General features: G+C 66.7%; 20 protein-coding genes and 1 tRNA gene. 5 read left to right on the forward strand and 16 right to left on the reverse strand.

The window, feature by feature from the left end:
* Window positions 1–81 precede the first annotated feature (81 nt).
* Window positions 82–1,359: an amino acid ABC transporter substrate-binding protein gene (locus PD284_RS01415; RefSeq protein ID WP_274626453.1), complete on the reverse strand. Its 1,278-nt coding sequence runs from the start codon at window positions 1,357–1,359 to the stop codon at window positions 82–84.
* A 299-nt stretch (window positions 1,360–1,658) separates the two neighbouring features.
* Between PD284_RS01415 and PD284_RS01420 the strand changes: the two genes are divergently transcribed.
* The gene (locus tag PD284_RS01420) at window positions 1,659–2,687 is read left to right on the forward strand and encodes a LacI family DNA-binding transcriptional regulator (protein WP_274626454.1); all 1,029 of its coding nucleotides are present in this window, start codon (window positions 1,659–1,661) and stop codon (window positions 2,685–2,687) included.
* Window positions 2,688–2,852: 165 nt separating this feature from the next.
* Here PD284_RS01420 and PD284_RS01425 read toward each other — a convergent pair whose 3' ends face one another.
* The 3 genes from PD284_RS01425 to PD284_RS01440 all read right to left on the reverse strand — a co-directional run bounded on the left by PD284_RS01425 (window position 2,853) and on the right by PD284_RS01440 (window position 6,499).
* Window positions 2,853–4,826 (reverse strand): TRAP transporter large permease subunit, encoded by a 1,974-nt coding sequence (locus tag PD284_RS01425; RefSeq protein WP_338036632.1) that lies wholly within the window; start codon window positions 4,824–4,826, stop codon window positions 2,853–2,855.
* A gap of 85 nt (window positions 4,827–4,911) precedes the next feature.
* Entirely contained in the window at window positions 4,912–5,979 is a 1,068-nt protein-coding gene (locus PD284_RS01435) for a C4-dicarboxylate TRAP transporter substrate-binding protein (RefSeq protein WP_274626455.1), read from the reverse strand.
* A gap of 58 nt (window positions 5,980–6,037) precedes the next feature.
* Window positions 6,038–6,499: a RidA family protein gene (locus tag PD284_RS01440; protein WP_274626456.1), complete on the reverse strand. Its 462-nt coding sequence runs from the start codon at window positions 6,497–6,499 to the stop codon at window positions 6,038–6,040.
* Window positions 6,500–6,898: 399 nt separating this feature from the next.
* Here PD284_RS01440 and PD284_RS01445 point away from each other — a divergent pair, with 399 nt between their 5' ends.
* The 4 genes from PD284_RS01445 to PD284_RS01460 all read left to right on the forward strand — a co-directional run bounded on the left by PD284_RS01445 (window position 6,899) and on the right by PD284_RS01460 (window position 10,948).
* Entirely contained in the window at window positions 6,899–7,801 is a 903-nt protein-coding gene (locus PD284_RS01445; RefSeq protein WP_274626457.1) for an SMP-30/gluconolactonase/LRE family protein, read from the forward strand.
* Window positions 7,798–9,075, forward strand: a complete 1,278-nt coding sequence (locus tag PD284_RS01450) for an alpha-hydroxy acid oxidase (RefSeq protein WP_274626458.1) — start codon at window positions 7,798–7,800, stop codon at window positions 9,073–9,075. Before PD284_RS01445 ends, PD284_RS01450 begins: the two co-directional genes overlap by 4 nt.
* Window positions 9,072–9,761 carry an RraA family protein gene (locus PD284_RS01455; protein WP_274626459.1) on the forward strand — a complete coding sequence of 230 codons (690 nt, stop codon included), beginning with the start codon at window positions 9,072–9,074 and terminating at the stop codon, window positions 9,759–9,761. The genes PD284_RS01450 and PD284_RS01455 overlap by 4 nt, the downstream gene beginning before the upstream one ends.
* Before the next feature lie 89 nt (window positions 9,762–9,850).
* Window positions 9,851–10,948, forward strand: coding sequence for a zinc metalloprotease HtpX (locus PD284_RS01460; RefSeq protein ID WP_274626460.1), 1,098 nt, complete (start codon window positions 9,851–9,853; stop codon window positions 10,946–10,948).
* Here PD284_RS01460 and PD284_RS01465 read toward each other — a convergent pair whose 3' ends face one another.
* The 12 genes from PD284_RS01465 to PD284_RS01520 all read right to left on the reverse strand — a co-directional run bounded on the left by PD284_RS01465 (window position 10,949) and on the right by PD284_RS01520 (window position 22,972).
* The gene (locus tag PD284_RS01465; protein ID WP_274626461.1) at window positions 10,949–11,935 is read right to left on the reverse strand and encodes a Gfo/Idh/MocA family protein; all 987 of its coding nucleotides are present in this window, start codon (window positions 11,933–11,935) and stop codon (window positions 10,949–10,951) included. It lies immediately after the preceding gene.
* 86 nt (window positions 11,936–12,021) lie between these two features.
* Window positions 12,022–12,591, reverse strand: a complete 570-nt coding sequence (locus PD284_RS01470) for a YceI family protein (protein WP_274626462.1) — start codon at window positions 12,589–12,591, stop codon at window positions 12,022–12,024.
* 80 nt (window positions 12,592–12,671) lie between these two features.
* Window positions 12,672–13,892 carry a pyridoxal phosphate-dependent aminotransferase gene (locus PD284_RS01475; RefSeq protein ID WP_274626463.1) on the reverse strand — a complete coding sequence of 407 codons (1,221 nt, stop codon included), beginning with the start codon at window positions 13,890–13,892 and terminating at the stop codon, window positions 12,672–12,674.
* A 224-nt stretch (window positions 13,893–14,116) separates the two neighbouring features.
* A tRNA-Leu gene (locus PD284_RS01480) sits at window positions 14,117–14,201 on the reverse strand.
* A gap of 118 nt (window positions 14,202–14,319) precedes the next feature.
* Window positions 14,320–14,937 (reverse strand): 2,3-bisphosphoglycerate-dependent phosphoglycerate mutase, encoded by a 618-nt coding sequence (locus PD284_RS01485; RefSeq protein WP_274626464.1) that lies wholly within the window; start codon window positions 14,935–14,937, stop codon window positions 14,320–14,322.
* Window positions 14,938–15,036: 99 nt separating this feature from the next.
* Window positions 15,037–15,846: a 4-hydroxy-tetrahydrodipicolinate reductase gene (dapB, locus tag PD284_RS01490; protein WP_274626465.1), complete on the reverse strand. Its 810-nt coding sequence runs from the start codon at window positions 15,844–15,846 to the stop codon at window positions 15,037–15,039.
* Window positions 15,843–17,720 carry an ABC transporter ATP-binding protein gene (locus PD284_RS01495; protein ID WP_274626466.1) on the reverse strand — a complete coding sequence of 626 codons (1,878 nt, stop codon included), beginning with the start codon at window positions 17,718–17,720 and terminating at the stop codon, window positions 15,843–15,845. Before PD284_RS01495 ends, dapB begins: the two co-directional genes overlap by 4 nt.
* 114 nt (window positions 17,721–17,834) lie before the next feature.
* Complete coding sequence (locus tag PD284_RS01500; protein ID WP_274626467.1) at window positions 17,835–18,857, reverse strand: glucokinase; 1,023 nt, start codon at window positions 18,855–18,857, stop codon at window positions 17,835–17,837.
* 142 nt (window positions 18,858–18,999) lie between these two features.
* The gene (gene mepA / locus PD284_RS01505; protein WP_274626468.1) at window positions 19,000–20,070 is read right to left on the reverse strand and encodes a penicillin-insensitive murein endopeptidase; all 1,071 of its coding nucleotides are present in this window, start codon (window positions 20,068–20,070) and stop codon (window positions 19,000–19,002) included.
* Window positions 20,071–20,162: 92 nt separating this feature from the next.
* Window positions 20,163–21,068: an SDR family oxidoreductase gene (locus tag PD284_RS01510; protein ID WP_274626469.1), complete on the reverse strand. Its 906-nt coding sequence runs from the start codon at window positions 21,066–21,068 to the stop codon at window positions 20,163–20,165.
* A 61-nt stretch (window positions 21,069–21,129) separates the two neighbouring features.
* Window positions 21,130–22,299 (reverse strand): tRNA epoxyqueuosine(34) reductase QueG, encoded by a 1,170-nt coding sequence (gene queG, locus PD284_RS01515; protein WP_274626470.1) that lies wholly within the window; start codon window positions 22,297–22,299, stop codon window positions 21,130–21,132.
* A complete protein-coding gene (locus PD284_RS01520) occupies window positions 22,280–22,972 on the reverse strand; it encodes a glutathione S-transferase family protein (RefSeq protein ID WP_274626471.1) in 693 nt (230 codons plus the stop codon). The genes queG and PD284_RS01520 overlap by 20 nt, the downstream gene beginning before the upstream one ends.
* Window positions 22,973–23,013: the final 41 nt, after the last annotated feature.

Raw genomic sequence — 23,013 nt, forward strand, 5'->3', positions numbered from 1 at the left:
GCTCGATCTCCCATTCCGAGTTCGGCCGACAGGCCCGCGGTAGGGAGGACGCCAGAGACCGGCGTCCTCCCGACTTCAGTCTCAGAACCCGTTCTTGGGGTAGCTGAACGGCGACACGCCAGCGAACTCGTCGGTCGGATAGACGAACTTCAGTTCGCCGCCCTGCCACTGCGTCATGACATGGGACTTCTCCTCCGGAAGCCCGACATCGTCCCACGAGAAGCGACCGAGCACAGTACGGACGGGATCTTCCTTGGTGCGGGCGGTGAGCCACTTGCCCATCTTCGCATTGTCGGTGCTGCCGGCGCCGATGATCGCCTGCTCGATGCCCTGGCAGACCGCGAACGGAATGGCGCTGTCCTCGTCCGGCTCTACGCCGAACTCCGCCTCGAACGCCTTGACGAAGTCGGCATTGTTGAACGGCTTCCCGGCCAGCGAGCCTTCGAACGGAACATCCTTGTGCCAGGTCGTGTGGATCAGCACGCCGTCGGCCGCTTCCTTGCCAACGCCCTCGACGAACTCGTTCTGCGCGCCCTGGCTGAGATAGACCAGCTTTGGCGTTGCCCCGACGGTCTTGAGCGCCCGGGTGATCTGCACCGCCTCCTCCGCCGAGGCGGTCAGGCCGATGATCATCTCCGCGCCGGAGCGCTTGATCGAATTGGCCATGTTGAGCCAGTCGTTGAAGCCCTCTTCCGGCCACTTCTCCTGCATGACGATCTTGATGCCGACATCCGCGAGATAGCCTGGCGCCAGATCGGCGATCTGCTTGTCGGTCGCCGGGTCGATCACCTTCTCACCGGCAAGCCCGGCCGCGATGGCGTTGGCGAAGAAGTCGTCGGCAGAGACGATCGCCACGGTCTTGGGCGCCTGGCCTTCCGCGATGAGCTGCTTGATGACCCCGACCACGTCCTTGCCGGTGTACTCGGCCGCGTTCACCTGGAAATAGAACAGGTTCTTGTAGCCCTGCTCATAGATGCGCAGCGCGCCGCCCGACGGGATGGCGTGCACCATGTTGTACTTCGACAGGATGCTGGCGACAGGGAACGTCAGACGGCTCGAGAACGTGCCGTAGACGGCGTCGACCTTGTCGACATTGATGAAGCGTTCGTACTGGTTGATCGCAGTCGCCGTATCGGAGCGGTTGTCGCTGACGATGAGGTCGACCTGCCGGCCCAGGATGCCGCCAGCCTCGTTGATCAGCTTGATGCAGAGCTCGTAGCCGCGCTTGTGCTTCTCACCGCTGACCGAAAGACCACCGGTGATCGGCAGCGACGCGCCGATCCTCAGATTCTCGGCATGGGCCGTATTCGCCAGCAATGCCGCAGCGGCCGCTGTTGCCAGAAATTTTGCAAGCTTCATGAATGCTCCTCCCTGAGCAGTCTTGCGTTTATAGCTTTCGAGATTGCACCAGACCGGAGCATGCGCGCTGTCGACGCGCCATCCGACACCTCCCAGAAACTCCTCTCGCCTGGCCCGGGGCCCACCGGTCCGCCCTCCTCGGAGCGCCCCGATCATTCGGCACACGACATTGGTCTCGCAAATCGTGCAATCGATTGCGTAACTTTCCTAACACGCGCGCCAACAGGGGGTCAAGCAGTTTTCGCAATCGATTGCGCAACAATGACGTGATCTGATAGAGGAAGCGTATCGAGGGGCCGATGCAGAAGAAGCGAATCACACTCAAGGACATCGCGACCGCGACGGGCGTACACGTGTCGACGGTTTCGCGCGCGCTCGACCCTGTCGAGCGCAAGACCATTACCGACGAGGTCGCCCAGCGAATCCAGGAAGCGGCCCAACGTCTCGGCTACCGCCCCAATCGCATCGCGGCGGGCTTGCGCACCAATCGGACGATGACGGTCGGCGTGATGATCCCCGACATCACCAACGTGATCTTCCCGCCCATCCTGCGGGGCATCGAAAGCGTGCTGGAGCCGCTGGGCTACGCCTCGATCATCGTCAATACCGACAGCGAACGGGACCGGGAAAGCCGACTGGTCGACGTGCTGCGCGACAGGGGCGTCGACGGCATCATCCATAGCGCGGTGCTGCTCAGCGATCCGTCCATCGCCAGGGCTGCCAGTGAGGGGCTCCCGGTCGTGACGCTCAACCGCCGGGTCGAGAACTCGGGCATCCCGTATGTCGTCAGCGACGAAGAGGCCGGCATCTGCAACATGCTGCGTCACCTGCGCGACCTCGGCCATCGCGACATCGCGCACCTGGCCGGTCCGCAGGATCTGTCGACCGGACAGCTTCGCCTCAATGCGTTCCGCAAGGCGGCGAAGGGGCTGTCCATCCCATACGACGCTGGCCTCGTCGTCACGGCGACGCGCTTCGACGAGAAGGAAGGGGCACGCTGCGTCAAGGACCTCCTGTCCGCGGCGCGTAAATTCACGGCCATCCTTTGCGCCAACGACCGCCTGGCGCTGGGAGCCATCGAGGCCTTGCGGGAACGCGGCATCGACTGCCCTCGCGAAATTTCCGTTACCGGCTTCAACGACATGCCGTTCCTCGAGCTGATCCGGCCCAAGCTGACTACCGTGCGCATCCAGCAGCACAGCGCGGGCCGCACGGCCGCAGAGATCCTGCTGCGCCTGATGAATCCCGTCGAAAACGATGCCATTCCCATGGAAACCATCCTGCCGGTCGAGATCATCGTCAGGGAGAGCACGGCACGCGTGAGCTGAGGCCGGGTTTGGGTCCCGGGAAGCGGTTGCTCAGGGCGAGCAGCCGGCGCCCGGCCCCCGCGCCACGGCACAAGCAACAACGACAAAAGGGCCGCCCGATCGAACGGGCGGCCCTTTGCATTCCCAGGCCATCTGCGGGAGGGGTGAGACCCACTCGCTGGGAGCTCAAACCAGGGCGAGGCTGATCCAGGGAAAAGCCATCAGGACGATGGTCACCAACAGCATCATGGCGGCGAAAGGCAGCGTGCCGGCGAAGACGTCGTTCAAGGTGGCCATGCCTGGCGGCAATGTGCCCTTGACCACATAGACCGAGAGCCCGAACGGCGGGGTCAGGAGCCCGATCTCGACGGCAACGGTGGTCACCACGCCGAACCAGATGAGATCGCCGCCAAGCAGCGTCACCACCGGCAGCATCAACGGCAGCAGGATCAGCATGATAGAGACCGAATCCAGGAACATGCCGAGCAGGATTACGATCAGCAGATAGATCGCGAGGAACCCGAAGAGGCCGAGCTGCGCCGCGACGATCCATTCCGCCATGCTCTGCGGGATGCTGGTGAGCGTCAGAAGGCGGCTGTACAGGTTGGCCGCCACGATGAGGATCAGGACCGATGCCGATATCTGCGCGGCCTCGACCAGGATGCGGCGGAACTTGTCCCAGTCGAGGGTCCGCTTGAGAAGGGCGATCGCCAGGCCGCCCGCCGCGCCAACCGCGCCGGACTCGGTCGGCGTGAAGAATCCGGTGTAGATGCCGCCCAGGACGACAGCGACCAGAATCAGGATCGGCAGCATCTTGGACGTGAAGTCGGCCATGCTGACCTCTTCGTCGAGACCGGACGGCTTGGATTCATGGGCGATCCCCGACGAGAAGACGAAACCCGGCGCGTAGCGGGCCATCCCCACGATCATCACCGCGAAGGCGACCGACAGCAGGAGGCCGGGAAGGACGGCCGCCATGAACAGCTTGCCCACCGAGACCTCGGCGATGAGGCCGTAGACGATGAGCAGCAGGCTGGGCGGGATGAGCATGCCGAGCACGGAGCTGCCGGCGACGACGCCCACCGAGAAGCGGGTGGAATAGCCGTGCTGCATCATCTGGGGCGTGGCGACGCGCGTGAACACGGCGGCCGAGGCGATGGAACTGCCGGTGATGGCGGCGAAGACGGCGTTGGCGAAGACCGTCGCCACGCCAAGGCCGCCCTTCAGGCGCCTCGCCAGGCGGGCAGCGATCGCGAACGCGTCGCGGCCGACATTGGCGACGTCGACAAACAGGCCCATCAGGATGAAGAGGGGGATGACGCCGAAGCTGTAGGAGTTGATGGAGCCCGACGCGGCAAGGACGAGCGAACGGGCGGCGATGTCAGGGTTGCCGCGCACCGCCCAGATGCCGAGGAAGGACAGGATGATCAATCCGGTCGCGATGTGGACCCCGACGAGAACGAGCAGAAGCATGCCGGCAATGGCTGCAAAGCCGATCTCGACCGGTGTGAGGTCGGCCTCGATCACCAGGAAGCCGCCTCCGACCAGAACGGCCAGGAAGGCGGCGACGCCCAGCAGGCTGCCTGGCTGAAGCTCCAGTCCGCGTGCACGCCAAAGGCGGACGAGCGCGGCGACGGTCATCAACGAGAACTGAAGCGCCGCGGCACAGGCGCCGACGAGGATCACAGCCAGGAACGGCCATACCGGCGCGGTGAACACGCCGGCCGTGCCGAAATACTCAGCCGTGTTCCACGCGCCGGCGAGCTTGGGCCACATGCCCCTCGCTATCTCGTAGAAGACCCATGCGCCGGCGAGGTTGAAGAGACCGTCAAGGACCATGCCGGCGTGCGGGTAGCGGACGGTCACCGGGTCGAAGATGAAGTCTGCGCGCAGGAACCGTCCCGAGCGGATGGTGCTCGCCACCGCCAGGAACACGTAGCTGGGCACCGAATAGGCAACGATCTCGGGGACGCCCTGGAGCGGCATGTTGAAGACCGAGCGCATCAATATGTCGGCGCAGACCACGCCCATGATGACGAATATCCAGACGGAGCTTCCGGCTGCCAGCACGCTCGAGCTGAATTCAAGGAATCGGTCTACGTGGCGCAATATCGGCAGGCTGCCGGCCACCGGCCCGTCTGCACTCTTGGAGTGGGTCACGATCTCTAGGCTCCGGGGAGAATGGGACAGGCGCGACGGGCCGGGGCGTCACCGCCCCGGCCCCAAAAACGCGCAGACGTGTGGCTCAGAGTTCCTGATCCCAGTTGCGCAGCGGCTTCGCGCCGCGCTCGCGCATCTCGTTCATGAAACGCGTGAGTATCTCGCGTGCCGGCAGACCAGCCTTCTCGGACGCTTCCACCCAGGTCTTCGACAGCGCCGCGAGGCTGTTCACCCACTGCTGGCGGTCGGCGGCCGGGAGTTCAGTGATGGTGCCGCCTTCCTTGGCCATGCGCGCCAGCGACTCGTCATACCTGGCGACCACCTGCTCCGAGTGGACCGTACTGTACTCGCGGCCGAGTTCGCTAAGAACGGTGCGGACGTCCTCGGGAAGAGCATTCCAGCTGTCGCGATTCACGGCCAGACCACCGACTGTGGTCACGCCGATGTCGACGAGCGTGATGTGCGGGGCCACCTCGTGCAGCTTGAGCGAGGCGGCTCCGGTCGGCATGATGATCGCGCCGTCTGCGACGCCCGTCTGGATCTGCTGGTAGAAGCTCGGCAGGCCGCCGGCGACCGGCACCGCGCCCGTACCCTCCAGCCACGGCGCCATCGACGAGTTGCCGACGATCTTCTTGCCGTTGAGATCCGCCAGGCTGTTGACGGGGAAGCTGGTGAAGATGTGGTAGGTGTCGTTGACGCTCGCCCCGAGAAAGACGAGGCTGTGCCTCTCCCATTCTGCCTTCATCTCGGGGATGGTGTCGTTGAGCTCATTCAGGACATCGACCGCGATACGCGGGTCGCTGGTCACGAATGGCGTCGCGAAAGTGATGTTCTGCAGGGGCATCTTGGCCGGCTCCCACAGGGCGCCGACCCAACCCACGTCGGCCAACCCGTCCTCGATCGCCTCCAGCGTATCGTTGAAGTCGTAGAGCGCGCCGCCGAATGCCTCGGTCCATTCGATGCGGTAGTCGGAACCGCGCTCCTCGAGGCGCTTGTTCGCGTTGTCCACGACATGGGTCTTCAGGGCGCCAACCCAGGCGACCGACGTCGGATGGCTCGACGCCACCGTCAGCCGCACCGTTTCGACGGCCTGCGCGGACGCGACGTACATGCCGACCGCCAGACCCAAAGAGTATTTCCAGAAATTCCTCATAGCCCCTCCCGACTGTCAAAGTCTCAAATGATTGGTTCAGTAGCCTGGCCTAGCCGCCTCACTTCTTCGGAAAGACGGCCAGAACCTCGATCTCGATGCGCGCACCCGGCGTAGACAGCGAGTTGACGCAGATCGTCGTGCTCGCGGGCGACCAGTCGCCGAGGAACTCCTTGAGCGTCGCGCTCAGAATCTCGATTTCCCGCATATCGGTGAGGAACTTCGTGATCTTCACGACGTCGGTCCACGTCAGCCCCTCGTGCTCGAGGATGCCCTGGATGGTGCGCATCGCACGGCGCGCCTGCTCGCGGATATCGTTGGGATGGTCGTGCTCGCTCCAGTCGTGCGGATGCTTGTGATAGAGCGGCGACGGGGTTGCGCCAGACACGAACAGCAGATCGCCCGGCGACTCGACGCGGATGGCCGGCGCATAAGGCATGTCCTTGACGCGCTCCGGCTGCGTGTGGATCTCGCCGATGTTGGGGTTGGTCGGCGAGGTCCTGTATGGAACTGTCCTGCTCACTTGGTATTCATCCTCTGCTTTGGGAAGTGTTGCGCTGTGTCGTGCGTAGGGACACCGGGCGCGCGTCGAGAGTCAGCTGGTCCCGGGCAGCGCTTCGCCCGTAATAACTGATTGAACGGTAGTGGGAATTTGCCAAAACGCGAGTGCAAAAACAGGGCGAATCCGCGCCTTGTAGTGGACAATCGTCCAGTTCCTCAAAAGGACGCGTGAACCGGCCGCGCGGGCCGGCATTCGCGCCGGGATTCGATTCGTCCGGCAACGCAGAACCCTGCACATGACGGCTTCGCCGCGTCCGTACTTGACGGCGGCGGCTCTCCGCTGAAACATCGCACAATCGGACTGCCTGACCGCCGCGGCGGTCAGCGGTGCACTGTTCGGCCAGGTTGTCGGGAGGGGCACATGGCGGAAGACGCAGGCCCGGAAATCGTCGCCAACGGCCTCGGATGGCCAGAAGGGCCGACCGTGCTGCCGGACGGGCGGGTGGTGCTGGTCGAGAGCTACCGCAGCCAGCTCACCGCGATCGACCGGAAAGGCAGGGCGACACGGTTCGCCTATGTGGCCGGCGCGCCAAATTCCTGCGTGCTCGGTTCCGACGGCGCACTCTATGTGTGCCAGAACGGCGGCACCACGGGGCCATGGCGCGCCGCCGAGATGACGACGCCGTCGATCCAGCGCGTCGTCGAAGGCGGCAAGGCCGAGATCATCCTGACCGAGGTGGATGGCATCCGGCTGAACGGCCCGAACGATCTCGTCTTCGCGGGCGACGGGCGCCTCGTCTTCACCGATCCGGGAACCTACAACCCCAAGCAGCCGGATCCGAGCTACATCTTCGCGGTGCGCCCGGACGGCAGCGCCAGCGTCGCCGTGCATTTCGAGAGGCCGACATTTCCCAACGGTCTCGCAGTCGAGGCGGATGGGTCGATCGTGTGGGCGGAGTCCTACACGGGGCATGTCGGCCGCCAGCGCCCCGACGGCAGGCGGGAGGACCTCGGCCGGCTGCCCGGCGAAAACCCGGTCCCCGACGGCATGAAGATCGGCGCCGACGGCCGCCTCTACGTGACCGACATCTTCGCCAGCGGCATCCACGTGCTGCGCCCCGACGGCACGCCGGACGCCTTCATCGCGTGCCCCAAGTCCACCACCAACTGCGCCTTCGACGGCGAGACGCTGTGGATCACCGCCGCCGGGGTGCTCGCCACGGGCAGCGACCCGTCCTTCGGCGGCACGCTGAGCAGGATCAGCCTGCCGGGCGGCGGGACGCCGACCCACTACGGCCGCATCGCCGGCGGGTACCGGCCATGAGCGGAGCCGGCGGCCAGGCGGGCAAGGCCGCGCCCGCCGCGCTCCAGCGCATCTACAGCGTCGCGGCGATGCGCACTGCTGCGCGGCGCATCCTGCCGCTTCCCGTCTTCGATTTCGCCGACGGCGGCGCGGAGGACGAGCGGACGCTGCGCCGCAACGAGGCGGCCTTCGACGACGTCGCGCTGCTGCCGCGCCCGCTGAACGGCGCGGCAATCCGCGACCTGTCGGTGACGCTGTTCGGCGCCAGATTGTCGATGCCGCTCGGCATCGGGCCGACCGGGCTGTCCGGCCTGTTCTGGCCCGGCGGCGAATGCGCGTCAGCGCGAGCAGCGAGTGCGGCAGGCGTCCCCTACATCGCCAGCCACGCTTCGGTCTGCGCGCTGGAGGACATCGCGGCCACCGGGGCCGCGCCGCGCTGGATGCAGGTGTTCGTCTACACCGACCGCGGCTTCACCCGGGAGATGATCGACCGTGCGGCGACAGCCGGCTATGGCGCGCTCGTGCTGACCGTCGACAACCAGCTCCTCGGCAACCGGGAGCGCGACATCCGCAACGGTTTTACCATTCCGCCGCGCTTCGGCGTTGCCGGCACTCTGGCCGCCGCCACCAAGGCTGCCTGGCTGATGCGGATGCGCCCCTCCCTGCCGACCATCACCTTCGGCAACTACCTGAAGCCCGGCGAGGACGCCCGGCTCGCGGCGATCGCCAGCCGGATGGCGGGACTGCTCGATCCCAGCCTGTCATGGAAGGAGGTCGACTGGATCCGCTCGTTCTGGAAGGGACCGCTGCTGCTGAAAGGCATCCTGCATCCGGTCGAAGCGGCGGAGGCCGTGGCGCATGGCGTCGACGGCATCATCGTGTCGAACCATGGCGGCAGGCAGCTCGACGGGGCCGCGGCTTCGCTCGACGCGCTGCCGGCGGTGGCAGCGGCCGTGGACCGGCGGATCCCCGTGCTGGTGGACGGCGGGATACGCCGAGGCGCCGACGTGGTGAAGGCGCTGGCGCTCGGCGCCTACTTCTGCCTGATCGGCAGGCCGCAACTCTGGGGACTGGCCGTTGCCGGCGAGGCGGGAGTGCGCCACGTACTGGAGCTCTACCGCACGGAGATCGACCGGGTCATGGGCCTGATGGGGGCGCGCACCGTCAGCGAACTCGGGCCGGACTGTCTCATGCGCCGGAACGGCGCCTCGCCCCTCGGCGCACGGCCACCGGCCGTCAAAGCCAAAGCAGCGAGGGCCCCTGCCCGCAACCAACAGGACGAGCGCAAGCGATGATTACCGACCCTCCCCTGCTGACGATCCGGAGTACGTTCCCGCGGCCCTCTCGCGTGGTCGTGGAGGCCCTTCGCGGCGTCCCGACCGGGCATCTGGTCGACGCCATGGACGGGCGCGGCTGCCTCGACCATCGCATCCGCCCGCTGCTGCCGGAGAAGTCCAGTCTCATCGGGGTGGCGCTCACCTGCCATGCCGGGCCGGCGGACAATCTCGCCGTATTCGCCGCGCTCGACGCCGCCCAGCCAGGCGACGTGATCGTCGCAGCAACGGACGCCTTCACGAAGACGGCAGTGACGGGAGACCTGCTGCTCGGCATGGCCCGCAATCTCGGCGTCGCCGGCTTCGTGACGGACGGGCTGGTGCGCGACCTCGCGGGGATCGAAGCGGTCGGGCTGCCGGTCTACTGCGCCGGGCTGACCGCCAACTCGCCGACGCGGAGCGGACCGGGCACGGTGGGCTTCCCGATCGTCCTGGGGGACGTCGCGATCGCATCCGGGGACATACTGGTCGGCGACCGCGACGGCGTCGTCATCGTGCCGCAGGCGATCGCCGGGGCGGTGCTGGCGCGGCTGCCGGCGATAAGGACGGCCGAACGCGAGCTGGAGGAGAAGGTGCGCGGCGGGCTCGGCGTTCCGGACTTCGTGCGCTCGATCCTGGCATCGGACAGGACGCGCCGCGTCGACTGAATGGCTATCGGCCTCCCGGCAGGACGCAAGTTCTTGCAAAGAGACTCGGAAAAGCGCCCCTGCATCGCCATATTCGAGGCATGAACCGCATGCCTACGATCGACATCTTCGCCAGACGCCGCAACCGCCTCCTCAACACCGTGCACACATGGCTGCTCGCCGCCGGCAGCCTGCTGCTCCTCGGCCTGACGGCATGGGCGTTCGGCGAGCCGGGCGGCATCGCCTACGCGGTCATCTTCGGCGGCATCTCGCTGTGGCTGGTGCTGCGCGTCAGCCCGCAGATGGTGCTCAAGATGTACAAGGCGCGGCCGGTTTCCGCCGCCGAGTTCCCGGCCGGCGTCGCGATCGTAGAGGAACTCGCCAGGCGCGCCGAACTGCCGACGACGCCCGAGCTCTACGTCATCCCCTCCAAAATGATGAATGCGTTCGCGGTCGGGCGTCGCGACAATGCCGTCATCGCGGTCACCGACGCGCTGGTGCGCAACATGACGCAGCGCGAGCTTGCCGGCGTGCTCGCCCACGAGATCAGCCACGTCGCGCACGAGGACGTGCGCGTCATGGCCTTTGCCGACATGGTGTCGCGCTTCACCTCGCTGATGTCGACGGTCGGCCTTCTGTCGCTGTTCCTCAACCTGCTCGGCTTCGCGGGCGGCTATGCGACGCAGGTGCCCTGGCTCGGCGTGCTGGTGCTGCTGTCGGCGCCGACGGTCGGCGGCCTGATCCAGATGGCGCTGTCGAGGACCCGGGAGTTCGACGCGGACCTCGGCGCGGCGATCCTGACCGGAGACCCGGACGGGCTGGCCTCGGCGCTGGCAAAGCTGGAACGCGCGCAGGGCAAGCTGTGGGAGGGACTGCTGCTGCCCGGCGGGCGCATGCCCGATCCGTCGGTGCTGCGCTCGCATCCGCTGACGGCGGAGCGCATCGCGCGGCTGTACGCCCTGAAAGGAACCGTCGTCGACGAAGCCCCGCCGGCAGCCCGGCAAACGCCGCAGCCACGCCCCTCGATGGTGCCGCAGATCCGACTGCGCCGAGGCACGAGTTGGGCGGGACTGCCGATAATGCACCCGCTGGCGCCGTTCGAGGACGAAATCCCGGCCGGTGAAGGCGCCACGGCCTGCCCGGGCGGACTGGCCGCTCCGGACGGCGATCCGCGCATCAGGGTGATGCGCGGCGGCGTGTGGTGGTGATCAGACGTACTCCCAGCCGTCGTGCTCGCCGGCGCGGAAGATGGCGTCGATGGCCTTCTGGTTCAGGATGGACTGCTCGAGGGTGAAGACCGGCACGTCATCGCCCTGCGCGGCGCGTGCGAACGCCTCGGCCTCGAGCTTGTACTGCCTGGTCGCGGGGAAACGGTAGACGGTCGCCTCCGTATGCGTCTGGTTGTGCAGCTCGATGCGGTGGTGGTCATAGTCGCCCGCGTTGAATGGCGCATGCACCTCGATGAAGCCCTTGTCGCCGTGGAAGACCATGAGCTGCCTCAGCGCCATCTGGGTCGAGCAGTAGAAGGACAGGTCGAAGGTGCCGAAATCGGCCTTCACGGTCGAGTAGATGTCGGTGCCGAACTTCTCGTCGCGCTCGACCTGCGCCTGCACGCGGACCGGCTCCTTGCCGGTCACGAAACGCGTCGACACGGTCGGGTACACACCGATGTCGGGCAGCGCACCGCCGCCGAGCGACAGCTGGTTGCGCATGTTGTTCGGGTCGACGTTGTAATAGGAGAACGCGCCCTGCACGTGCCGCAGCCGGCCGATGGCGCCGCCCTGCACGAGCTCCCGCACCTTGATCCACTGCGGGTGGTAGACGACCATGAAGGCTTCGCAGATGAGCACCTTGGTGCGGTCGCGCACCTCGATGAGCGGCGCGATGTCCTTGGCGTCGAGCGCCAGCGGCTTCTCGACCAGCACGTGCTTGCCTGCCTCGGCGGCCTTCGCGGTCCATTCGACGTGCTGCGAGGTGGGAAGCGGGATGTAGACGCCGTCGACGACGTCCGAGGCCAGCATCTCCTCATAGGAGCCGAAGGCATGCGGAACGCCGAAGCGGTCGGCCAGCGCGCGCGCCTTCGAAAGGTCGCGGCTGGCAATCGCCGTCACCACGCCGTTCTCGGCGTCCTGCATGGCCGGCAGAACATGATCCCGCGCGATCTTGGCGGTCGATACGATACCCCAGCGAAACATCTGCACTCCTCCCGAACAATTTCGGGCGGCAGTCTTGCGCGAAACGCACCGGGATTTCCAGCGCCAATGACGCCAGATTGGCTCCTTCAGCCGCGCCGGCCGGTGAGCGCCATGTCGAAATTGACGACGTTGGAGTAGATCGGCGTGCCGACGTCCATGCCGTAGCGCGAGCGGAGCACCTTGCCGGTGACGTGGAAGGAGATGCGGCCGCCCTTGAGCCCCATCAGTTCCGCATTGAAGGTCTCGTTGAACGTCTTGCCGCGCGCCGTCAGGCGCCCGACGATCGTCGCGGTGTTGTCGCCCGTGCGCTTCACTGAAGCGGAGCGGAAGGCGATCTGGCGCTCGTTGGCGACGTCGAACACCGCGTCGGACTTCAGGAAATTGTCGATGCGCTGCTGGCCGGAGCTGACGCTCGCCGGGAAGATGGTGATGTCGACGCGCGAACGGGAAATGTCCTTGCCGTCGATCCTGATGGTGCCCTTGAAACTGCCGAAGCCGGCCTTGATCCCACCGCCGCTTGCATTTCCGATGGTGAACCGGATCGAAGAACCGTCGATGGTGTAGCTACCGGCGGCCTGATCCAGGTCGACGGCAGCGGCTGTAGGCGTCGCTGCAAGAAGCACGACGGCGAGCACACGCAACAGCCGGGCATACATCGCATCGCTCCTTCCGGATCGCGGCCGCCCTCAGGCAACAACGATGGTCGAACCGGCAATATTCCGGCCGCCGGAAGGTTTCATTCGCTCCGGTAACGCGACACGAGTTCCGCGACGCGCCCGATCGCATCGACGGCGGCCTGGCGGTCCTGGGAGAAATTGAAGCGGATGCTGGCGGAGGAGTGCGGACCGAACTCGGTCCCCGGCGTGACCGTCACGCTTGCCTGATGGCGCAGCAGCCTGACGAAATCGGCAAACGACACGTCCAGCGGCGGCAGTTGCGGGAACAGGTAGCTGCCGGCCTGGGGCGTCCTGACGCCAAGCCCCTCCACGGCGCGCAGGCGTTCGAGCAGAGCATCCCGAATGGCCTGGTGCAGCACGATGCGCTCCGCCATCCAGCCCTCGGGCTCCGCGAACCAGGTCTGCAGAACGGCCTGGCTGTAGCCGGCGGCGCGCAGCGAGACGATCGCCTGCAGCTTCTCCATCCGCTCTATGACGCGTGGGGAACCAAAGGCGACGCCGAGGCGATAGCCGCTGAGCGACTCCGTCTTCGAGGGCCCCATGATGGTGACGACCTTGTCGGGATCGATGTCCTGCGCCCGCAGATGGGTGTAGTCGCTGCCCGCATAGAGCAGCCGCGAATAAAGCTGATCGACGATGACGAACACGCCGTAGCGCTCGGCGAGGCGTGCGATCTGACGGATCTCGTCGCCGGAATAGACCACGCCCGCCGGATTGTTCGGGTTCGAGAACAGGAACACCTTCACGCCTGACCGGAAGGCGTCCTCCAGTTGGCCCAGATCGAGGCCCGCGCGGTCGTCGCAGCCCAGATAGTCGAGGCGGACCGGAACGATCTCGCCACCCATGAAGTCGACCAGCTTGCGATTCGCAAAATAGTCCGGCTGGACGATGGCGACCCTGTCGCCGGCGGCCACCGTCGAGGCGACGGCAAGGAACAGTGCGCCCTGCGTTCCGGGCGTGACGATCAGCCCCTGGTCTGCCGACACGTCGGCGCCGGTGAAGGCCGCAAGCCGCGGCGCGAGGAGCGTCCTGATACCGCCGCTGCCCCGATATTCGGTGTAGGCCTGCGCGCCGCCTATCTCGACGCCTTCGGCGAAGGCCTTGAACGACCCCGGGGTCGGCTCAAACGCATCCACGTCGCCATGCGAGAAGTCCACCGGCGTTCCGGGGAGCTCCCCGCCGCGAAACAGGTTGCGGATATCGCCGGCATGCTGGCGAACCTCCTGGCCCGGAGCACTGTCCGTGGCCAGCCGCATGAATTTGGCGTCGATCGCGTTCATCAAGCCTTCTCCTCGACCAGGAATCGAGACAGTTTTCCGGAGAACTTCCCTATTACGCAAGCGCTCGCCAGTCGACTCACGTGGAAGCTATCACCAGCGCCCGGGACGGCAATGAGGCTCCGCCCGACCATGAACGGCAAAGTCCGCCGCACCGCCCGGAGGGCAGTTAGGAACGGGACAAACATCGCCGGATTTTCAATGAAATCAATCACCATCCGAAGGGATGGTGCCCAGGAGAGGACTCGAACCTCCACGCCTTGCGGCACACGGACCTGAACCGTGCGCGTCTACCAATTCCGCCACCTGGGCAGGTGCGCCGCCGATGTAAGCGGGCGGCGCGGCCCTGTCAACACGCCTTGGCGGGAGAATTTTCGATCTCCCCACCATCTCTGCGGGAGTGCGGCGTCGCGCCGCGCCCCTGGCCCGCTCAGGCCAGCACTTCCTTCGACGCGACCGTCGAATCCGCGTTGAGCTTGTAGATGATCGGTACGCCGGTCCCGAGCTCCAGCTTGACGATCTCCTCGCCGGACATGCCTTCCAGCGCCATGATCAGCGCGCGCAGCGAATTGCCGTGCGCGGCGACCAGCACCGTATTGCCACGCAGCACGTGGGGCTGCATCTCATGCATGTAATAGGGCCAGACGCGGGCGCCGGTGTCTTTCAGGCTCTCGCCGCCGGGCGGCGGCACATCGTAGGAACGACGCCAGACATGGACCTGCTCCTCGCCCCACTTGGCCCTGGCGTCGTCCTTGTTGAGGCCGTTGAGATCGCCATAGTCGCGTTCATTGAGCGCCTGGTCGCGAATTGTCGTCAGATCGCTCTGGCCGGTGGCGTCGAGGATGGCCTGGCAGGTCTTCTGGGCGCGCATCAGCACCGAAGTGAAGGCGATGTCGAACTTCAGGCCGCGCGCGTTGAGCTTCTGGCCGGCCGCAGCCGCTTCCGCCCTGCCCTGCTCGCTGAGGTCGACGTCGCGCCAGCCGGTGAAGAGGTTCTTGAGGTTCCATTCGCTCTGCCCATGACGGACGAGCACGAGTGTACCGGACATGAAATGCTCCTATGATCGGGACGGGTGCTGTGACGATGCCTGCCGCTTGGGCGGCAGGCGGGAGGGGACCGGCATCATCGCGAACCGACGGGCATGACCCTAGAGGCCCAGCACGTCGCGCATGGTGTAGAGGCCGGGCTTCTTGCCGTGCGCCCACAGCGCAGCCTTCACCGCCCCGCGCGCGAACAGCCCGCGGTCCTCGGCGTGGTGCGAGAGCACGATTCGCTCGCCAGCGCCGGCCAGAATGACCGAGTGGTCGCCGACGACCGAGCCGCCGCGCAGCGTGGCGAAGCCGATCGCGCCATCCGGACGCACGCCTGTATGGCCATCGCGGACCCTGACGCTGTGATCCTCGAGCGCAATGCCGCGGCCCTCCGCGGCTGCATTGCCGAGCAACAGGGCGGTGCCGGACGGGGCGTCGACCTTGTGCTTGTGGTGCATCTCGAGGATCTCGATGTCGAATTCCTCGGGGCCGAGCGCCCGCGCCGCCTGCTCGACGAGAACGGCGAGCAGATTGACGCCGAGGCTCATGTTGCCGGACTTGACGATGGTGGCGTGGCGGGCGGCCGCAGCAATGGCGGCGTCCTGCTCCGGCGTGCAGCCGGTGGTGCCAATGACGTGCACGATGCGCGCCTGGGCGGCATAGCCGGCAAACTCGACGGTCGGCGCCGGCGCGGTGAAGTCGATGACGCCGTCGGCCCTGGCGAAGGCGGACAGCGGATCGTCGCCAATCGTGACGCCGATGGATCCGATCCCGGCCAACTCGCCGACATCCTTGGCGAGATGAGGCGACCCCTGGCGCTCGACGGCGCCGATCACCCTGGCGCCGGGCGTGGCGTGGATCGCCCTCACCAGCGTCTGACCCATGCGGCCGGCGGCGCCGACCACGACGAGACCCATGTCGCTCATGCCTTGCTCCCGGTGCTCGAGGCCTTGGTCTTGCGATGCGGCACGACGTTCCCCGGCCGGGTGTCGTCGACCAGACCGAGCCCTCGCTCGTTCTGCGCCCTGTGAAAGCGCGCGTAGACGCCCGCCGGATCGGCGAGCAGCGCGCGGTGGGTGCCCTGCTCCACCAGCCTTCCGTGGTCGAGCACGACGATCTGGTCGGCGTTGACCACCGTCGAGAGACGATGCGCGATGACGATGGTGGTGCGGCCGCGCATGACTTCGGAGAGCGCCACCTGCAGTCGCGCCTCCGATTCGTTGTCGAGCGCCGAGGTCGCCTCGTCGAGCAGCAGGATCGGCGCATTGCGCACGATGGCCCGCGCGATGGACAGGCGCTGCCGCTGCCCGCCGGACAGCGTCACCCCGTTCTCGCCCACGAGCGTGTCGTAGCCCTGCGGCTGCGCCCGGATGAAGTCGTCGGCCTGGGCCTGTACGGCCGCATGCTCGATCTCGGCATCGGTCGCGTCGGCACGGCCATAGCGGATGTTGTCGCGGATCGTCCCTTCGAACAGGTAGGGCTGCTGCGAGACGTAGGCGATCGATTCCCGCAGCGAACGCTTGGTGACCCTGGTGATGTCCTGCCCGTCGATCTCGATGCGGCCGCCGTCGACGTCGTAGAATCGCTGCAGCAGGGCCACCAGCGTCGACTTGCCGGCGCCGGAAGAGCCGACAATGGCAGTCGTCGATCCCGGGCGAACGGTGAAGCTCACATTGTGCAGGACAGGCAGGTCGTTCGAATAGCCGAAGGACACGTCCTCGAAGCGCACCTCCGCCTGGTCCACCTTGAGCACCGGCGCATCGGGCAGGTCGCGCTGTTGCGGGCGGATGTCGAGGATCTCGTAGATCATGCGCGCGTTCACGAGCGCCCGCTCGAGATTGACCTGCAGCCGCGCCAGCCGGCGCGCCGGGTCGTACGCGAGCAGCAGCGCGGTAATGAAGGAAAAGACGGCGCCGGGCGGTTGCTGGCCGATCGTCGTGCGATAGGCTGCGTAGGCGATGACGCCAGCGATCGCGAAGCCGGCCAGCACGTCCGAGATCGGGCTGACCCGCTCGGATACCCGCGAAATCTTGTTGGCGCGGACCTCAGCGTCGCTGACCAGGCCGTCGATCTTGGCGGCGAGCTGGTCCTCCATGGTGAAGGCCTTGACGATGGCGATGCCCTGCGTCGCCTCCTGCATGGCGCCGATGAGGCGCGAATTGACTTCGATGGACTCCCGCGTCACCCGGCGCAGGCGACGCATGATCTTGTAGACGGCGAAGCCGAGGGGCGGCCCGATCAGCAGCGCGAAGGCCGAAAGCATCGGGTCCTGCATCACCATCACGACGACCAGCGCCATCAGCGAGACGAAGTCGCGGGCGACCGAGGTGAGCGTGATGCTCAACAGGTCGCGAACGCCGGTGACGTTCTCGTTGATGCGGGCGGCGAGCCGTCCCGAGCGCTTCTCGGCAAAGTAGCCGATGCCGAGCTTCATCAGATGGGCGAAGATGCGGCGCTGATAGCGCGCGACGAGGTTGTTGCCGATCTTGGCGAGCGTCACCGCCTGCGCATAGGTGGCGAGGCCGCGCAGCGCAAAGGCCGCGAAGATCGCCCCGCAGATCAGGAAGACGAGGTCATGGCGCTGCCGGAAGAAGAGCTCGTCGACGACGTCCTTGATGATCCAGGCGCTGAACGCAGTGGTGGCTGCGATCGCGAGCAGGCAGGCCGCCGCGAAGAGATAGTGCCATGCATAGTCGCGGCCGCTCTCGGCGAAGATTCGCCGCAGCGTGGCGACCACTTCGCTCGGATCGGCCCGGCGTTCCTTGCCGGACTTTGTATTGGGTGACCGTTGGTCTGCCATGCCTGCGTCAGAATTTGTCGCGCCGTCTTATCGATATGCGCAGCCCTTGCCTACCTTTTTGGCGGCCCATGCGGCGACAAGCCATAATTTCGGCGAAAATGTTGCGCCCGGCGCTCAGGCGCGCCAGCGGCGATCGCGCGTCTCGACACCGAAACGCTCAGGAGCCTGTGCGTAGGCGGCAAGACCGGACAGCGCGGCGAGTGGATGCACGATGACATAGACCGGAATGTCGCGCATGAGGGCCGAGTGCGGCGCCTTGTCCTCGAAGGCGGCGCGGAACTCGCCGGTCTTCAGGGCCGGCACGATCTTCTGGGCGATGCCGCCGGTCAGGAAGACGCCGCCCTGGCTCATGAAGACCAGCGCGAGGTCGCCTGCGGTCCGCCCGAGGCACGTCACAAACAGTTTCAGCGCCTCCTCCGCGACAGGGTCCGATTTGTCCAGCGCGGCTCCGGTGATCTCGGACGGCTTGGAAAAGCGCTCGGGCGCGCCGCTTGCAGTCGCCACGGCCCGGTACACGCTGACCAGCCCGCGGCCGGAAAGGATCTGCTCGCCCGAGATACGGCCTTCCAGCGGCTCGATGTGCGGAAATATCTGGAACTCGCGCGGGTTCCGGGGACCGATGTCCATGTGCCCGCCCTCGCCGCGGACGGGGAGCCAGCGTCCGTGGAAATGGATCAGCCCGGCGACGCCGAGCCCGGTGCCCGGCCCGAGCACGACGCGCGGCGCTCCTTCCTCCGGCGCGCCGCCGCCGATCTTCTCCATGTGCTCTTCGCCGAGCGCCACGACGGCCAGCGCCTGCGCCTCGAAATCGTTGAGGACGACGATGTCGGAGAGGCCGAGAGAAGAGAACATGACCTTCGGCCTGACGACCCATGGGCAGTTTGTCAGCGCGATCTCGTCGCCCTCGACGGGACCGGCCACGGCAAGCACTGCGGATCTCGGGCGGATCGGGCTCTTGTCATGCACGCTGGCCCTGATGGCGGCGTCGATGGTCTCGAAGTCGGCGGTCTGAACGATCGGAAAGAAGATCGGCTCCGACCTGGCGTCGAGGACCACCGCAAACCGCGCATTGGTGCCCCCAATGTCGCCGATCAGGATCGGAAAGGCCAGCTGGTCTCCTTCCCCGCTTGTCCACATGGGCAGTCCCCTCGCGCTCGTTCCGGCGGCTCGGCCGCTCTCGTCGCCGCTCGCCGGACAAATGCCCGGAGCGAACCGAATGCGGAACCGGCCTTGAGCGACTTCTAGTCGAGGCGCGTCGCCGCGAAAAGGGCAGGCAAGGCTAATTTCCCGGCCTGACGCGGGGCACTGGAATTCCGATCTTCGGCGTCGGCGCGAAGGCGCTGGCCGCGATCGGCTCCGATGGCGCGATCATAGGCGTCGCGGGCTCTTCGGCCGGCGACGGCTGGGGCGCTACGGCCGCGACCGCAGTTCCGTTGCCGCCGATGGTCACGGCCATCTCCGTCTCCGGTGACGGCATGGCGAGCACCGCGCGGCATTCCTTGGGCAGGCTCTTCATGGTCATGACGTCGCGCGCCTTGGGTGCATCCGGGTTCTTGTTCGGTCGCCAGGGCTCCTCGGTGAACCACCACGCGAGCGACTTGTCGCAGCCTTCTCCGGGCGGAGGCGCGGCCTGCTCCTTGCAGCCGCTGGAGCCTGCCTGGCAGCCTATCCGCACATGGAAATGGGCGTCATGCCCCCAGAACGGCCGCACCTTGCGCAGCCAACGGCGATCGCCCGTGGCGGTTTCGCAGAGCTTCTTCTTGATGCCGGGATGGACGAGGATGCGCTCGACCTCGGGATAGCTCGCGGCCCGCCTCAACAGCCGCAGATGGGCGTCGGTCCAGTAGCGTTCGTTGACCGTCAGACCGCCCTTCCTGATCATGGAGGCGGCGGCCGTGTTCTCGCGCTCGGTGGCCGAAAGGCGGCGATCCGGCATCGGGGTGAGCCAGATGTCGGCGTCGAGGCCGATCTGGTGCGAGGCGTGGCCGGTGAGCATCGGACCGCCGCGCGGCTGCGAAATGTCGCCCAGAAGCAGGCCGGGCCAGCCGTCCTGGGTGGCGTCGCGCGAGAGCTTCTCGATCAGGTTGATCATCGTCGGGTGGCCCCAGCGGCGGTTGCGCGACAGCCGCATCGCCTGCCAGGTAGGCCCGTCGGTGGCGATGGCGACGCCGCCCGTGAAGCAGCCCTTGCTGTAGAATCCGAAGGATTTGGGGCTGGCGGACACGGCCGGAAGCCTCTCCGCGCCGAACAGGTTCTTGGCAAGCTCTTCGGCGGAGGAAGCGCCGGTCATCGACAGCGACACGCCCAGCGTGGCGGCCATGCCTGCGGCCAAACGCAGAAATGTCTTCATCTGTCCCTCCATCGTCTCCACGCCAAGCCCAGCCTCGACCTTGGTCCCCCACGGTTAGCGAAGCGTAAACGAAAGCTCCGATCGCAGGGCGCTCAGGCGCGGATCGGACTGCGCACCGGACGCGCATCCGAAGCGTTCCACCCGTCGCCGCGCCACATGGCCGCGAGTGCCGCCCGGTAGTCGGGGAACTGAAAGGCGTATCCCGCCTTTTTGATGGCGGCGTTCGACACCCGCTTGTTCTCGCCATAGAACGAGCGCGCCATCGGCGACAGGTCCGCGGTCTCGAAAGGCTGTTCGGGCGGCGGCGGAACGCCCATCAGTTCGGCGGCGTAGGCGACGACGTCCTGCGGCGGCGCGGGCAGGTCGTCGGTGACGTTGAAGGCGCCGCCGAGCTTTGCTTCGGCCAGATGCCAAAGCGCTCCGGCAATGTCGTCGACATGGATGCGGTTGAACACTTGTCCAGGCTTGATGAGACGCTTCGCGGTGCCTGCGGCTAGATTGACGAAGGCGTTGCGGCCGGGGCCGTAGATGCCCGACAGCCGCAGCAGGGCGACCGGGACGCCCGCGGCGCGGCCGGCGGCGGTCCAGGCGTTCTCCGCCTCCAGCCGCTCGACCGAACGGCGCGAGACCGGCCGGCAGGGCGAAGTCTCGTCGACCCATTTCCCCTGGTGGTCGCCATAGACGCCTACCGTCGAGAGGTAGCCGATCCATTCGAGACCCGGCATGGCTGCGCGCAGGTCGGGGATCAGCCTCAGCACCGGATCGCCTGCGTCGCCCGGCGCGATGACGACGACGAGATGCGTTGCTTCGCGAAGGGCGGAGGCAAGGTCTGCCCCGAGGGTCGCGCCATCGAACAGCAGCGGCGACACGCCGGAAGCCTCCAGTATGTCGAACTTGTGCGAGGACCGCGTGGTTCCGGCGATGCTCTCGGCGCGGCCGCGGTTCGATTCGGTGAATGCGCGAGCCGAATAACCCGCGCCGAAGATAAAAATGTTCATTGGACACTCCGGCACTGGCGGCAGCGCATGACGTCGAGAGGGTTTTCGGGCGACATTCGTCTCATCCGCCCCGCGACAGCGGCGCAAGTTGCAGTCCGGTTCGCCACTCCACCGCCACCGCGGGATCGGTTTCAGCGGATTTCGAAGCAAGCGCCTCGAAGGCTGGCCTGTCGAGCAGCCGGCTCAGCGCCCAGACCGCCGCGCCCCGTACCAGCGGCGAAGCATCCGCCAGCAGCACGCGGCAGCGCTCCGCCAACTGCGGCTCCCCGGAATTGCCGGCCGCGATCAGCACGTTGCGGACGAAACGGTCACGGCCGATGCGCTTGACCGGCGAGCCGGAGAAGCGGACGCGGAAGGCGGCGTCGTCCAGTTCCAACAGGTCCGCGATGGCGGGGGCGCGCAGATCGTCCCGCGCCGCCAGCTTCGCCTCGGACGCCGCCTGCGCGAACTTGTTCCACGGGCAGACGGCGAGGCAGTCGTCGCAGCCGTAGACGCGGTTGCCCATCTTCTCGCGGAATTCGAGCGGGATCGGCCCCTTGTTCTCGATGGTGAGGTAGGAGATGCAGCGTCGCGCATCCAGCCGGTAGGGTGCCGGAAAAGCGTCGGTCGGGCAGACATCGAGGCAGGCGCGGCAGGAGCCGCAATGGTCGACGTCCGGCTGGTCGGCCTCGATCTCGGCCGTGGTGAAGATGGTCCCGAGAAACAGCCACGAGCCGAACTCCCGGCTGACGAGATTGGTATGCTTGCCCTGCCAGCCGATGCCGGCGGCTTCCGCCAACGGCTTTTCCATGACGGGCGCCGTGTCCACGAAGACCTTGACGTCGCCGCCTGCCGCCGCAACGATTTTTCCGGCAATGCCCTTCAGCCTGCCCTTGATGACGTCGTGATAGTCGCGGTTCTGGGCATAGACGGAAATCGCGGCGCGGTCCTTCAGCTCCAGCGCAGATCGCGGATCGCGGTCGGGGCCATAATTCATCGCCAGCACGATGATCGAGCGCACCTCGGGCCAGAGCACCCGGGGATCGGCCCGGCGGGTGAGCGTCTCTTCCATCCAGCCCATCGAGCCATGCATTCCGTCGGCGACGAACCGGGCGAGGCGCGGCACGGCGTTCGGAATCGCGTCTGGCCTCGTCACCGCAACGGCCGCAAAGCCCGCCTCGCGGGCTTCCCGGTCGATGAGGACGCGGAGCTTGTCTGGCTTGCCTGCGCCGCTAGAAGTCGAGGTCCGCATAATGGGAGGCCGGTGTGAGGCCGCGAATGCGATCGGCCAACAATGGGCGGAAGGCCGGCCGCGATTTCACCCGCGTATACCAATCGCGCGCCGCAACATTGTCGCGCCAGTCGATCTCGCCCAGGTAGTCTAGCACGGAAAGCGAAGCAGCAGCAGCGAGATCGGCATAGGTGATGCGCGAGCCGGCCAGCCAGTTGCGCGTGCCCGCCAGCCAGTTGGTGTATTTGAGATGCTGCTTGATGTTGGCGCGCGCCGCCCGGATTGCCGCCGCATCGGGCGAGCCGCCGCCCTGCCCCGCCGGCATGTGAGGCTTCAAGACGCGCTCGCGCACGATATGCCGCGTCACCTCGCTCTCGGTCTTGCCGAGATACCAGTCGCACAACCGGCGGATTTCGGCACGATCCAGGGGATCCTCGGCGAACAGCCGCTTGTCGCGCTTCAGCACGCCGCGCGTCTCGTCCAGGTATTCGGCGATCACCGAGGCGCCGATGATCGGCACATCGCCCTCGGCGAGCAGCACAGGGAGCGTGCCGGCCGGGTTCAGCGCCAGAAACTCCTTGCGCCTTGCCCAAGGCTTCTCCTCGATCAGCGCCAACTCCTCGCCATACTCGCCGAAGATAAGGCGGACGAACCGGCATGCCGCGAACATCGGATGGTGAAAAAGCGTAAGCATGGTCCCGCAACGACTATTTCAGCTCTGGCAAACGCCAGGCC

The organism is Mesorhizobium shangrilense, assembly GCF_028826155.1.
Lineage (GTDB): Bacteria > Pseudomonadota > Alphaproteobacteria > Rhizobiales > Rhizobiaceae > Arvimicrobium > Arvimicrobium flavum.